The following is a 13387-nucleotide window of genomic DNA, read 5'->3' on the forward strand; positions in this document are numbered from 1 at the left end:
CGTCCTGCGCTTATGCGCCGCCCCATCGGAGCCATGCGCGCAGCAAACTGCCGGGAGGTCGAATCTGGTGCGGGCGGGGGGAGTCGAACCCCCACGGCCTGGGGCCTCCGGATTTTAAGTCCGGTATGTCTACCATTCCATCACGCCCGCATGGCGCAAGCCGTAAACCGGCTGACGCAGCAATTCAGGAGTCTCGGATCTATCCAACCGGCCCTGTGGCAATCGGCGGCTGGAAAGAATAGCCCATGTCCCAGGGGAAATAGATCCAGGTGCCCTGCGAGACCTCGGTGACAAAGGTATCGACCAGAGGCCGCCCGGCGGGCTTTGCATAGACGGTGGCGAAATGCGCCTTGGGCAGCATGCCGCGCACCACCTGCGCCGTCTTGCCCGTATCGGTCAGATCGTCAATCACCAGAACGCTTGAGCCATCGCCCGCCTCCAGATCGATCACCGCCTGGGAAACGCCTTTCAGCACTTGCAGGTCTTTATTCTTGGCTCAGCCATTTGCGGTATTGCAGGGGCGATGCTGGTTACGCTCGATGGCCAGTTTACGCCCGGTTCCTATCTGCCACTGCGCTTCACTTTCCTCATCTGGGTGATGGTGATTGTTGGCGGATCGGGAAACAATATGGGGTCGGTCCTCGGTGGCTTCCTCATCTGGTTCGTCTGGGTTCAGTCCGAATCCGCAGGCTTTGCCCTGATGGATGGTTTGTCCGGCCTGTTTGCAGAAGACAGTCCCATGCGTGGCAGGCTTGTTGAAGCAGCACCTCATCTTCGTCCCGTTCTCATGGGCCTTATATTGATACTCGCCCTGCGCTTTGCGCCAAAAGGCCTGATCCCGGAACGGTAAATCCAAAGCTTCGTAATGACCAGCTGATGCTGCAAACAGAGTTTGCCGTTGAGATCGCCGGGTCCGCAATCCTTGGACAGTCCATCTCAACGCTGCTGTGGCTTTCAGAGTACCCGTCACTTGCCCGATGACCCCCTGTCGGCCTATTCGGCCTGTTTCACCGCCCTCGCCTCGCTCGCAGCCCTGCTGCCGCACGACCGCGTTAGCGATGAAATCTGAACAAAAGCGACAGGCCAGTTTCGCCCAAACGGGCCCTGATCAGACCCAAACCCCGATCAATCCCGCCTTTGAGACCAGAATTCGCGTTGAGGGCGCGCGTCAGATGCCCGTATCACGGCGAAGCGGGTCCAATAGACTTAATTGGGGCACAAAACAGCAACAAGATGCAGGAAAAGGCATTCCGCTTGGGGAATGTCGGTTGAAAAATTCAGATTTCAGGAACGTTCATGTTGCCGCTAAAGTGCAGACTGCGCCAAAATCAAGACAGATGGCCGGTCGGACGGGGCTTGCTACCTTACGCGGCGTCGATTTAAATCGTGCGAATGGTTCGGCTGATTTCCGATGACAGCGCCCGTCTCTCTCAATGAAAGTATCGTATCGCTATGAAAAAGACCGAACTTTTACGACAAGGCAAATCCGATCTTTCGGCTCGCCCGAAATCAAGCGGATCAGAAATTGATGCATTTTTGAAGCGGGCCAAACAGCTTGCGCCGGTGCCGGATGCCGCACGTGGGCGGATGATGTTTGCCCTTGATGCGACCATGAGCCGACAGCCGACATGGGACATGGCTTGTGCTCTTCAAGGTGAGATGTTCTCGGCTGCTGCATCCGTGGGCGACCTCTCGGTGAAGTTGGTTTACTTCCGCGGCCTGCGGGAATCCCGGACGTCTCGCTGGGTAAACAACGCAGAAAGCCTACGCGTTCTGATGGAAAAAATCGAATGCAGGGGCGGGCTGACGCAAATCGCAAGAGTCCTTTCGCATGCCAAGCGGGAATCCGAGAAACAACCTTTGGCGGCTTTGGTCTACGTCGGGGATTCAATGGAAGAAAACATTGATGAATTGTGCAAACTCGCCGGTGAACTGGGCCTGCGCGGCGTCAAGGCGTTTGTATTCCACGATGGCCGGGACAAGCATGCTGAAACTGCATTTCGCGAGATCGCGCGGTTGACAGGCGGCGCCTATTTGCCATTTGACAGAAACTCGGCCGCGGAATTGAAGGCGCTGCTCGTTGCTGTAGCTACGTATGCGGCAGGCGGTCGAAAGGCACTGGAAGCGGCCGACAACGCGACGGCGAGGCGGTTACTTGCGGATATGCGCTGATGCAACCGATACTGATTGTCGTCGCAAGTGCTGTCAGTTTTGCAATTGCTCTTTGGGCTGTTCGCAGCGTTCTGCGCTCAATTTTTCGCACAAAAGCTCAGAATTCACTGGGTGCTGTGCTGATCGCAGCCGGTATCTTGCTGTTATTTTTCCGCGCGGTCACGGTTGCAATTCCACTGATGATCCTTGGCACTGTATTGCTTTTGCGGAACAATGGAGGAAAGCCCAGAGGATCGACGACGCAAACATCCAAGGTGCGTTCAGCACATCTGGAAATGACCCTCGACCACGAGACCGGAACTATTGACGGACGGATAATAACCGGGACACGCCAAGGTCATATCCTGTCAAATCTCGCGCTGCACGAACTGCTAAAGTATCACGCCGAAATTCAGATAGATGAGGAATCGGTAAAGCTTTTCGAAACTTTCCTTGACAGCGCCCATCCGGACTGGCGCGATCAAGAGGACGAGAACGCAGCTCACGGCGAGGAGAAATCGCCGCTTTCGAGACAGTTGAGCCGGGATGAAGCGTACCAGTTGCTGGGTCTTGAGGCGGGATGCAGTGAAGAGGATATTCGAAAGGCATATCACCGACTCATCAAGCGGGTTCATCCTGACATAGGTGGTTCAGCCGCCCTTGCGGCCCAGATTACCGAAGCAAGAGATAGGCTCCTTGGCAACAGCCAGTAACTCGACTGAGCAGCCTATCGCCAGGCCTCATACCAAGGGCAAAATTGGGCTAGGCGTCCCATTGGGCCAACCAAAACCAAAAGTCCAAATCTTTCGTACTGCGGTCATCTGGGAAACAAAATGCTGCACGATGTGACAAATTGGGGGATGCCGATTTAATAATTATACTTAAAGCACTGTTTTATAAGTATCATCTATATATTTCGATGGTGCGGGCGGGGGGAGTCGAACCCCCACGGCCTAGGGCCTCCGGATTTTAAGTCCGGTATGTCTACCATTCCATCACGCCCGCATGGCGCAAGCCGTAAACCGGCTGACGCTGCAATTCAAGAGTCTTAGGTTGAACCCCATTATCCAACCGGCCCTGTGGCAATCGGCGGCTGGAAAGTATAGCCCATGTCCCAGGGGAAATAGATCCAGGTGTCCTGCGAAACCTCGGTAACAAAGGTATCGATCAGCGGACGTCCGGCGGGCTTGGCATAGACGGTGGCGAAATGCGCCTTGGGCAGCATGCCGCGCACCACCTGCGCCGTTTTGCCGGTATCGGTCAGATCGTCGATCACCAGAACGCTTGAGCCATCGCCCGCCTCCAGATCGATCACCGTTTGGGAAACGCCTTTCAGCACCTGCAGATCCGACTGGTTCCTGTAGTCGTGATAGGAGGCAACGCAGACGGTTTCGATCATCCTGATATCCAGCTCGCGGCAGATGATCGCCGCCGGCACCAGGCCGCCACGGGTGATGCAGACAATGGCTTTCCACTCCCCCTTGGCCGCCAGCCGCCACGCCAGGGCGCGGGCATCGCGGTGAAACTGGTCCCAGGAAACCGGGAAGGCCTTGTCGGAATGCGGGCTGCTCATAGTCTGGTCCTTTAGTCGGGTTTGCCGTTGCGGATATCGGCAAGAATGGTGTGAAGCTGGCGTGCCGCCTCGTCGAGGCGCACCGTATCGCGGCTGCGCAGCACAAGGCTGGTGTGAAATTTGCCGTCGCGCTGATAGGGGTAACTGCCGATCGAGACATCCGGGAAGGCATCCTGCAGCGCTGAAAGCGGCTGCGCCACCGCGCCCTCGCCCATGCCTGCCTCAATGCTCTGCAAATGCATGGTCTGGCCACCTTTGAGGTGCGGTACCACATCATCCATCATCGCCTGCATGATCGCCGGCACACCGGCCATGACGAACACATTGCCGATATGGAAACCCGGTGCCTTGGACACCGGATTGGCAATCAGCTCCGCGCCTTGCGGAATCCGCGCCATGCGCAGCCGGGCTTCGGTCAGATCGGCCTTTTCATAGCGCTCCAGCATGGTTTTGACAGCGCGCTCATCGACATCAATCGGCACATCGAAAGCGGCGGCGACACTGTCGGCGGTGATGTCATCATGGGTCGGGCCGATGCCGCCGGTGGTAAAAACATAGGTATAGCGCGCGCGCAACGCATTGAGCGCGTCGACAATGTCGGCCCGCACATCGCTGACAATGCGCACTTCCTTCAGATCAATCCCGGCGTCTGTCAGCCGGTCGGCGATATAGCCGATATTACGGTCCTTGGTGCGGCCCGACAGAATTTCGTCGCCAATCACCAGAACTGCTGCAGTGGAAATCTCGCCTTCGGCCATGGGGTACCTGTTTTGCTGCGGCTTTGACAATATGTGCTGGCGCTGTCTATCTCACAGAGGAAATTCGGACAAGGTTTTGCTAAGTATGAAATTTGACAGCCCGCTGACAGAAGGCATTCTGATCCGGCGTTACAAACGCTTCCTCGCCGATATAAGGCTGCCGGACGGCACCGAGATCACCGCCCATTGCGCCAATCCGGGGGCGATGCTTGGGCTCAAACAGCCGGGACAAAAGGTGTGGCTGTCGAAATCCGATAATCCAAAGCGCAAGCTGGCCTATTCCTGGGAGCTGACCGAGGCTGACAATACGATTGTCGGCATCAACACGGCGCGGCCGAACGCCCTGGTGGAAGAGGCCATTCATAATGGCACGATCAGCGAATTGCAGGGCTATGACACCTTGAAACGGGAAGTCAGATACGGAAAGAACAGCCGCATCGATATTCTGCTGTCCGGCAGCGCCCGAGCCAACTGTTATGTCGAAGTCAAGAATGTCCACATGCTGCGCACGAAGCGGCTTTATGAATTTCCCGATTCGGTCACCGCGCGCGGAACCAAACATCTGGCCGAACTCGCCGATATGGCGGCAGAAGGGCACCGCGCGGTGATGCTCTATCTGATCCAGCGCGATGATGGCGACCGGCTGCGCTTTGCCGGCGAGATCGACCCGGCCTATGCTGCCGCCTTAGCCAGCGCGCACCGGGCTGGCGTCGAAGCTTTGGCCTATGTCTGCAGACTTACCCCGGACAGCATCGAAGCCTACCGGCAGGTGCCGGTGGATGTGCCCGAGGCTTGAATTGCGCCGCCATCATATACATTTTTGGCATGTTTCCATTGACCTGCAATTTTGCAGCGTCGCGAATTTTATGCCATGGAACAGCTAACAGCAGACCAGCCTGAAAGCAGAGCGAGACGATGACGATCTATGTAGATGCCAATGAAGTGCCGCTGCGCAAAAGCGGCCAGATCCGGCTTTATGATGAAAGCGGATTTGCCGGGATGCGCGCCGCCGGCCAGTTGACCGCGCAATGCCTTGACCGTGTCGGCGAGTTGGTCAAGCCCGGTGTCACCACCCAGGAGCTGGATGATTTCATTTTCCAGTTTGCGCTGGATAATGGCTCCATTGCGGCAACGCTGAACTATCGCGGCTATACTCATTCCAGCTGTATCTCGCTCAACCATGTGGTCTGTCACGGCATTCCCGGCGGCAAGGCGCTGAAAGACGGTGATATTCTCAACATCGATGTAACGCTGATTGTCGATGGCTGGCACGGCGATTCCAGCCGCATGTATGTTGCCGGAAACTCCAAGCGTGCCGCCGAACGGCTGATCGATGTGACCTATGAATCATTGATGCGCGGCATTTCCGCTGCTCTGCCCGGCAACACCACCGGCGATATCGGCCACGCCATTCAGGCCTATGCCGAGGGCCAGCGCTGTTCGGTTGTGCGCGATTTTTGCGGCCATGGCCTGGGGCAGTTGTTCCATGACGAGCCGAATATTCTGCATTATGGCCGGCCCGGCGAAGGCGTTGAATTGCGGCCCGGCATGCTGTTCACCATCGAGCCGATGATCAATCTTGGCCGCCCCCATGTCAAAGTCCTGTCCGATGGCTGGACTGCCGTTACCCGCGATCGCTCTCTCAGTGCCCAGTTCGAGCACAGTGTCGGCATTACGGAAAGCGGCTGTGAGATTTTCACAACCTCGCCTTCGGGCCTTCACAAACCGGTATTTGCATAGCACAGTGACGGCATGACAGAGCCGTCGGAGCATCAGGATATATCCGGGGACACGACCCGCAAACAAGCCGGGAAGCCGCATTATGCCGGGCATCGCGACCGCCTGCGTGCGCGCTTTCGCGAGGCCGGGCCGGAGGCACTGGCGGATTATGAAATTCTCGAATTGCTGCTGTTTCGCGCCCTGCCCCGGCGCGACACCAAACCAGTTGCCAAAGCTCTGCTGACACGGTTCGGCTCGCTCAGCGGCGTGTTCGGCGCATCAGCAAAACGCCTCACTGAAATTGACGGCATCGGACAGAGCGTTGCCAGCGAGCTGAAACTGTTTCAGGCACTGGCGGCGCGGCTCGGCAAGCATGAATTGCAGCAAAAACCGTTGCTGTCATCGTGGAATTCGGTGCTGGATTACTGCCGCACCACCATGGCCTATGAGGAACGCGAACAGTTCCGCGTGCTGTTTCTCGACCGCAAAAACCGGCTGATCGCCGATGAGGTGCAGCAGCAGGGCACGGTGGATCACACGCCGGTCTATCCAAGGGAAGTGGTAAAACGTGCGCTGGAGCTGTCCGCCACAGCGCTGATTCTGGTGCACAATCACCCCTCGGGCGACCCGGCCCCCTCACAGGCCGATATCGATATGACCGGCAGAATTGCGGAGATCCTGACCCCGCTCAACATTCTGCTGCACGATCACATCATCATCGGCAAACACGGCCATGCCAGTTTCAAGGCGATGAACCTGCTGTAGTGCCCGCTGGTTGCTGGATCCCCGCATCAGTAAAAATATGGCAGGTTTTTTGCCTTGGCAGCTCTCACCCATGACGGCACAAAGGGTACAATCTTGTCCTGAGACGGCACCATGATTTCGATGAAATTTGCGCCTGGATTTTGAATTGCTTCGGACAAAACCGCTTCGATTTCATCTTCAGTTGTAATCCGCGCGGTCTTGAAACCAAAGGCTTCTGCGACCTTCACGTAGTCAACGCTGCCAAAATCTGTTGACCAGGGTTCGTCCACATCATCCAGCAGGATGGCTTCACCGCGAATCCAGCCAAATGTGTCATTGCGCGTCAGGATGATGGTGACATTCTTGTTGCTGCGTTTGATGGTTTCCATGTCGCCAATGACAAAACCGAACGAACCGTCACCTGTGAACGAAATAACCGGGCCATCAGAGGCATAGGAGGCTCCGATGGCAGCGGGAACGGAGTATCCCAACGCACCCATGGAATAGTTGGTGATATAGCGCCGGCCGGGCTCTTTGATTGTCAGAAGCGCAGACGGGTAAATGGCGCTTACGCCAGGTTCGGAGGTGACGATGGCATTCGCTGGCAGGATTTTGTCCAGTGCCTGAGACAGCTTGACAGGAGAAATCGTTCCCTCGGGCATGGGGATATTGGAGTTGAACACTCTGTCGAGAGCGGTTTTCTTGACCGGATTGAGGTCAACCGGCGGTCTTTTCAAATTAGGGTGCTCGGCCTTGATCAGTTCGACCATGTATTCCAGGCTGGCGCGGGCGTCTCCAACCATCCCGACCTTGAGCGGGAAGTTGTTGCCAACATGAGCTTCGGCAATATCCAGGTGCAGGAAGGTCTTGGAATTGGGATCTCCATAAAGGCTCCAGTGATCCGTCGCCGCGCTGTCCGTGTTGGAGCCGACAAAGAAAATGGTATCCGCATCGAAGACATACTGGTTGGAATATTCCATACCGCCGCGGCCGCCGATGACACGCAGCGCAAGAGGATGATTTTCGGCAATGGTGCCTTTGCCCGGCGTGGTCGTGCCAACCGGAATCTGAAGCAGTTCGGCAAGTTCGAGTATAATATCGGAAGCCTTTGAAATAAGGCCCCCTTGCCCGCAAACAATCACCGGTTTCTTCGCCTTCAGGAGAACCTCAATGGCAGCGCGGATCTTGCTGTGATCCGCAACCGGGCGATGCGCGGGATATGCACTGTATTCGGGTTCCGCATACAGATCGTTTATCTCCGCTTCTTCACCATAGATGTTGATGGGGACCCGGATATGGACTGGCGCCGGACGCCCGGACGTTGCCACGCGGAACGCGCGGCGCATCAGAAACGGAATTTCCTTTGCATTCGTCAGGACGAAGGATTCCTTTGAAATACTGTCATACAATTTCGTCTGATCAATGCCAGTCAGACCATGCTTCTTGTCCTGGTTGATTGGAATGTCCGAGCTGAAATAGATGATCGGAACCGAACTGAGATAAGCTTCGGCCATTCCCGGTGTGCAATGCGTCACGCCTGGGCTTGGGGCCTCGAGCACAGAGGGACGGCCCGTGATCTTGGCATAAGCCTCGGCCGCATAAGACGCGGTCCTCTCGTCACGGGTCAGAACAAATTCAATGTCACTGTGTTTGCGCCACTCCTTGTACCAGCCGATTGTCGTCTCGCCCGGCAGCCCGAACACATGCTTGACGCCATGCAGCTCCAGCATTTTCAGAATGATCTGCGCCCCGTTCATCCGTTTGGATTCTGAATTGCTCACTTTACGGTCCCTTTCCGAAACACTTCACTTGCATGCAGAACTGCATGCAGAAATTTTTGAGTTTACTTTAGTGCAGCTGCTAGAGCAGCGGATCTTCCACGGCGTATTTCGCCAGCATGGCCGGATCAACCTCGACGCCCAGGCCAGGTCCGGTGGGCACATGCACCCGTCCGTTCCTGACAGGGAAAGGCTGCGTCAGAATATCCTCCTGCGCATAATAATTCGCCATGTAGAATTCGCATTGCAGCAGCAAATCGGGAACAGCAGCCATGAGATGCGCCCCTGCGGCGTGGGCCAATCCGGTCTCGAACATGCACCCGCCATAAACCTCGATCCCGCCAGCACGGGCAATCGCAGCAACCTCCAGCGCCCGGCGAATTCCGCCTGATTTCATTATTTTCAGCGAAAAGATGTCGGCGATGCGATTTTGCACGCCATACAATGCGCCTTTCGGGTCAAAAACGCTTTCGTCGGCCATAATCGGCGTATCGATGACATGGGTAATATGTGCCAGCGCCTCGCGCTCATGCATCTTCACAGGTTGCTCAATGAAGGTAGGGCGAAACGCCTCGATATCGCGGATGCACCGCACAGCGTCATAGGCTGGCAAACCCTGATTGTAGTCGATGCGAATGTCGACCTCGTCACCATAGATTTTGCGCAGTTTTGCACACCGCATCAGGTCAAAGCGGTGCCCGGCAAATCCGGTCTTGAACTTGAAGATTCGAACACCGTCTTCCCACATTGCCGCAATGTCATTAAGGTCTGCGTCAAAGTCGGGATTGGCAATCGAGAAGCTCATCGCCATACTGTCGCGCATCCGAGGCGGACATGGCGGCGACAGCAAAACTGGTCGCCACCGTTATGGTGGTTTTTGACATTTTTCAGGCTCCCTTTTTAGCTTGGTGGTTATCCCTGCGTGCAGGAATTCGGTTCTGGAAATGGGTCTGGAACCGCATTGGGTCATAAGCGGCCAGATCGATATTCTCCCATTGCCCAGTGACAATACCGGCCAGAATTCGACCGGTTTTGGGGCCGGCGGTCAAACCGATATGGTGATGACCAAAGCCCGCAATTATACCTGTGTTGTTGATTTCGCCGATCAACGGCAAGCTGTCGGATGGCGCGGGTCGGTGACCGAGCCATGGTTTCTCGCCCTCAAATGAAAAGGCAGGAAAGCTCTCTTTCACTTTGCGTCGCAACAGCGCCAGTGGTGCCTTCGACGAACCGGCCTGCAGGCCGCCGAATTCGACGATCCCGGCACACCGCAGACCGTTTTCCATGGGAGTGGCGACGAATTTTCCGGTCGTCAGCATCAGCGGTGTGCGCGGCCCGTTGACCGGCGCGCTGAACTCGATGTGATAGCCCCGCTCGGTTTCCAGAGGCACCGAGAGGCCAAGCTTTTTTGCCAAAGCCCCCGACCAGACACCGGCCGCGAGGATCACGTGGGAACAGCTCAGCGTTTCGTCCCTGGTGACCACCGCGCTGACACGGCCATCTTCAAACGTAAAATCGGACACATCGGCCTTGAGGAACTTTGCGCCGAGATCTTCCGCCGCGCGCGCCAGTGCGGCGATGTATGAACCCGGGTCCCGGATATAGCCGTGATCCCGCATGACGGCCAAAAGCTTCAGGTCCGGGGAAAGGTTGGGCTCAAATTCCCGAACAGCAGATCCTTCGATCAATTCCGGTTCAAATCCTGCGGATTTCCGCAACATCCAGGTGTACTGATCCGCCTCGAATGCCGCCCGATTTGGGTAGACAAAACTGTAATCAGAAGACGTCAACCATTGCGCCGCAGCTGTTCCCTTTGTCAGGGCTCGGTGCTGTTCCATGGAGTCATACGTAATTGGCGCGATCCCGCGCGCGATCCGACGGGTGTCGTTGTCGTTGGCATTTGAAAGGTATTTCAACAGCCATGGTGCAAGACGTGGCAGATAGGACCAGCGCAAGAACAGCGGGAAGTTGGGGTCGAGCAGCATCTTCGGGCTTTTTCTGACCATTCCCGGAGCTGTCACCGGAGCCACTGAACATGCCGCAAGGATTCCGGCATTTCCGAAAGATGCGGCTTTTTCGCTGCCTGGTGCCTGGGCATCGACAATGGTGACGTCAACGCCCTTCCGCAACAACCAGATCGCCGCCGACACGCCGACAATGCCGGCGCCGACAACGACCACATGTTGAGGGTCAGGTTTTGACATGGTGCGCCCAATCCACAAAATGGTTCAGCCAGATAATCCGCATGCCAATATATATACAGAACTGTATGCAGAGTTAAAGACAAATGTTTCCTTATGCTGTTTTTTTGGATAACAATGCTTGAAACAGGAGCATTGAGGAACGAATGAGCAAGTCAGAGAGCAGCGTCGACCGGGCCTATTTGACACTTCGCCAGAAGGCCACGGACTTCGAATTCAAACCTGGCGAGCGTTTGAACGAGACAGCGCTGACGAGCACGCTGATGGTCAGCCGCACGCCACTTCGCGAGGCGCTCAACCGTCTGGTGGCAGAAGGTTTCCTGACATTCGTTCTGGGCAAGGGTTTTTTCTGCAGGCCGCTGAGTCCTGAAAAAATTCTGGAGCTCTATCAGTTGCGGTGCGCCCTTGAAACCGAAGCGGTAATCCGGACCATCGAAACAGCGAGCGACAACGAGATCCACCATGTCGTCACATATCTGGACGAGGTCGAAAAATCATATGCGGTTTGTACCGATCTGAATGAGCTTTTGAGAATGGACGAGGAGTTCCACATGAAGCTCGCTGCGCTTTCAGGCAACCAGGAACTCCTGAAATTCCTGAGCAATATCAACGAACGGATCCGGTATGTCAGGATCATCAACCTTCGCCAGTTGCGTGACCGAAGGGGGATTTCAGCAGATGATGAAACGTCGCTGTCCGCCCATCGCGTTATTCTTAGTGCGGTCAAGGCTCGCGACACGGATCGCGCGATTACAGCTATGAGAGATCATATAGAACGTCGCAGCGAGCAGACGGTGGAACTGGTCCGCATGGCATATTCTCAGCTCTACGTTCCCGGCGCCTAGTGCGTTTCATCGTCAGATCAAATCATTTGACCGGATTTGCGGGTCTGCCGGCAAGGCCGAGCAAAGGGTCGTCCAGATGCACGGAAAACCGATCCGGGACCAGGGCTTGCTGAAACCAATGAATAAAGCTGTAAATCGAGAACACCGGCAATCCGGTCAGCTTGCGAACCTCTGCCGCATAAGGTGTCATGTTGGTGCATTCCAGAATGATGGCACCTAAGTCCGCGTGTTCCGTCACCAATTGCCTTGCGGCGTCACACATGTCCTGCCGGCAAGCCTCGAAATCAATTTCAGCCGCGTCTCCAAGGATGTCGCGCGTAAACACCCGGCCATTTTCGGTGCCGACGATGGGCGTATCCAAAGGCACATTGGCTGCCGTCAAATGTGCTGCCGTCAGCGTTTCTTTCGAAATGGTCAGAATGCCTGCGCGTTTGCCTGCTGGCAGCATCGCTTGCACCATCTGCATCTGCATCAGCGAAGAGGTGGCAACCGGTACCGCTACAGCTTCTGCCAATTGATCTTGTACAATCGACAGGAACCCGCAATTGGTGGTGATTCCATCGCAACCGCTTGCAACAAGGTCCCTGGCAGCATCGATGAATTTGTCAACCAGCAGGCGGGCGTCATTGCGCACGACCAGTTCAGGCGTCGCACTCCGCACAACGCGATACTGGACTGGAAAAGGCCATGTCGTTGCGTTGCCGATGTCACCTGGAATGCGCGGAAACTGTGTTTCGAGCATTAAAATTCCAAGGCTTGCACCGTAAATTGTCTTGCCACCTTTTTGGGTCAACATCGTCACTCGCCTTCCTGAAACCTGCTGCAATTGTCTTCGCCTGCACGATCTGAAGACAGTAGTGTATACAGCTATGCGCAGAGTCAATCAATTTTTGCCGAGGTCACACCCAAGGCCTGCCGGCGGCTCTGATAGACCGGAGAAATCATAACATTCGAGCTCCAAAATGAACTCAACTGGACAGGCTCGGGAGACGAAGATGACGGGCAAAACACAGGAAGCCGGATTCACTCCGATCCGTCATCCCTGTACGTTTCCGGGAATTCGGCACGCGGAGACGTGGCATCGCGTGACGCCCGGTAAACGTCAAGCGACCAGGTCTTTCTGGATCCCTGGAACAAGTCCGGGGACGACGATGGGAGGAAGGTTGGGGAAACCGGAGCGGCGAATTTACGCCACTCTCGTCATAACGGGAGATTTCGATTGGAGACCAGCGGCCCAAACCGGAAAGGCGAATTCATCCCAACCCGTCTTCCTCGGACTTGTTCCGGGGATCCAGAATTCCGACTGAAAATCCGCTGCAGGGCTGGGTTTGGGGATCTCGGATGCGGCCATCCGGTGTGGCGTCAAGGGGACCGGCTTGTAGCCGGTGTGATGCCAAGGGGGCCTGAGGCGCAGATGCGCCTCAGAACGTTTTGAATTTTCCGGTTTCAATTTCGTGCTGACGCCGTTCCAGATCATGGATCGAGACAGAATCGTTGAGATAGTTGCGGATCACGGTCTGCCGGTCGACAGGCCGGAAGGCCGATCCAATACGCGCTAAAGATGTTCTAAGAGACATGTTTGCTCTCCTTTCATGACCTTCTATATAGATCACGCAAG

Annotated in this window: 14 protein-coding genes, 2 tRNA genes and 1 pseudogene; 7 read left to right on the top strand and 10 right to left on the bottom strand. The window is 55.9% G+C overall.

All coding sequences use genetic code 11. The features are described 5' to 3' along the window. Positions 1-65 precede the first annotated feature (65 nt). Positions 66-150 (bottom strand) — tRNA-Leu (locus RAL88_RS04200). Between the two features lie 49 nt (positions 151-199). Beyond that, a pseudogene (locus RAL88_RS04205) lies at positions 200-481 on the bottom strand (phosphoribosyltransferase family protein); the annotation flags it as partial. 42 nt (positions 482-523) lie between these two features. On the opposite strand from RAL88_RS04205, the gene RAL88_RS04210 reads away from it, so the two are divergent. The 3 genes from RAL88_RS04210 (at position 524) to RAL88_RS04220 (ending at position 2864) form a co-directional block, all read left to right on the top strand. After that, complete coding sequence (locus RAL88_RS04210; protein WP_306269579.1) at positions 524-850, top strand: hypothetical protein; 327 nt, start codon at positions 524-526, stop codon at positions 848-850. Positions 851-1452: 602 nt separating this feature from the next. After that, entirely contained in the window at positions 1453-2172 is a 720-nt protein-coding gene (locus RAL88_RS04215; protein WP_306267476.1) for a VWA domain-containing protein, read from the top strand. 116 nt (positions 2173-2288) lie between these two features. Further along, entirely contained in the window at positions 2289-2864 is a 576-nt protein-coding gene (locus RAL88_RS04220; protein ID WP_306267477.1) for a J domain-containing protein, read from the top strand. Between the two features lie 207 nt (positions 2865-3071). Here RAL88_RS04220 and RAL88_RS04225 read toward each other — a convergent pair. The 3 genes from RAL88_RS04225 to RAL88_RS04235 all read right to left on the bottom strand — a co-directional run bounded on the left by RAL88_RS04225 (position 3072) and on the right by RAL88_RS04235 (position 4482). Next, positions 3072-3156: transfer RNA gene (locus RAL88_RS04225), tRNA-Leu, on the bottom strand. A gap of 58 nt (positions 3157-3214) precedes the next feature. Next, positions 3215-3724, bottom strand: coding sequence for a xanthine phosphoribosyltransferase (gene gpt, locus RAL88_RS04230; RefSeq protein ID WP_306267478.1), 510 nt, complete (start codon positions 3722-3724; stop codon positions 3215-3217). 11 nt (positions 3725-3735) lie between these two features. Then, the gene (locus RAL88_RS04235; RefSeq protein WP_306267479.1) at positions 3736-4482 is read right to left on the bottom strand and encodes a molybdopterin-binding protein; all 747 of its coding nucleotides are present in this window, start codon (positions 4480-4482) and stop codon (positions 3736-3738) included. 85 nt (positions 4483-4567) lie between these two features. On the opposite strand from RAL88_RS04235, the gene sfsA reads away from it, so the two are divergent. The 3 genes from sfsA to radC all read left to right on the top strand — a co-directional run bounded on the left by sfsA (position 4568) and on the right by radC (position 6966). After that, positions 4568-5278: a DNA/RNA nuclease SfsA gene (gene sfsA, locus RAL88_RS04240; RefSeq protein ID WP_306267480.1), complete on the top strand. Its 711-nt coding sequence runs from the start codon at positions 4568-4570 to the stop codon at positions 5276-5278. A gap of 119 nt (positions 5279-5397) precedes the next feature. Then, positions 5398-6222, top strand: coding sequence for a type I methionyl aminopeptidase (map, locus tag RAL88_RS04245; RefSeq protein WP_306267481.1), 825 nt, complete (start codon positions 5398-5400; stop codon positions 6220-6222). A 12-nt stretch (positions 6223-6234) separates the two neighbouring features. Further along, positions 6235-6966, top strand: a complete 732-nt coding sequence (gene radC, locus RAL88_RS04250; protein WP_306267482.1) for a DNA repair protein RadC — start codon at positions 6235-6237, stop codon at positions 6964-6966. Between the two features lie 26 nt (positions 6967-6992). Here the strand turns inward: radC and RAL88_RS04255 are convergent, their stop codons facing one another. The 3 genes from RAL88_RS04255 to RAL88_RS04265 form a co-directional block, all read right to left on the bottom strand. Further along, on the bottom strand, positions 6993-8726 hold the full coding sequence (locus RAL88_RS04255) for a thiamine pyrophosphate-binding protein (RefSeq protein WP_306267483.1): 1734 nt from the start codon (positions 8724-8726) through the stop codon (positions 6993-6995). A 79-nt stretch (positions 8727-8805) separates the two neighbouring features. Next, a complete protein-coding gene (locus tag RAL88_RS04260; protein ID WP_306267484.1) occupies positions 8806-9534 on the bottom strand; it encodes an enolase C-terminal domain-like protein in 729 nt (242 codons plus the stop codon). A 76-nt stretch (positions 9535-9610) separates the two neighbouring features. Next, complete coding sequence (locus tag RAL88_RS04265) at positions 9611-10927, bottom strand: FAD-binding oxidoreductase (RefSeq protein WP_306267485.1); 1317 nt, start codon at positions 10925-10927, stop codon at positions 9611-9613. Between the two features lie 143 nt (positions 10928-11070). On the opposite strand from RAL88_RS04265, the gene RAL88_RS04270 reads away from it, so the two are divergent. Beyond that, a complete protein-coding gene (locus tag RAL88_RS04270; RefSeq protein ID WP_306267486.1) occupies positions 11071-11769 on the top strand; it encodes a GntR family transcriptional regulator in 699 nt (232 codons plus the stop codon). A gap of 22 nt (positions 11770-11791) precedes the next feature. Here RAL88_RS04270 and RAL88_RS04275 read toward each other — a convergent pair whose 3' ends face one another. Both RAL88_RS04275 and RAL88_RS04280 read right to left on the bottom strand, forming a co-directional pair. Next, positions 11792-12565 carry an aspartate/glutamate racemase family protein gene (locus RAL88_RS04275; protein ID WP_306267487.1) on the bottom strand — a complete coding sequence of 258 codons (774 nt, stop codon included), beginning with the start codon at positions 12563-12565 and terminating at the stop codon, positions 11792-11794. A 625-nt stretch (positions 12566-13190) separates the two neighbouring features. Then, the gene (locus tag RAL88_RS04280; RefSeq protein WP_306267488.1) at positions 13191-13346 is read right to left on the bottom strand and encodes a hypothetical protein; all 156 of its coding nucleotides are present in this window, start codon (positions 13344-13346) and stop codon (positions 13191-13193) included. Positions 13347-13387: the final 41 nt, after the last annotated feature.

This window comes from Pararhizobium sp. IMCC3301 (assembly GCF_030758315.1).
GTDB lineage: Bacteria > Pseudomonadota > Alphaproteobacteria > Rhizobiales.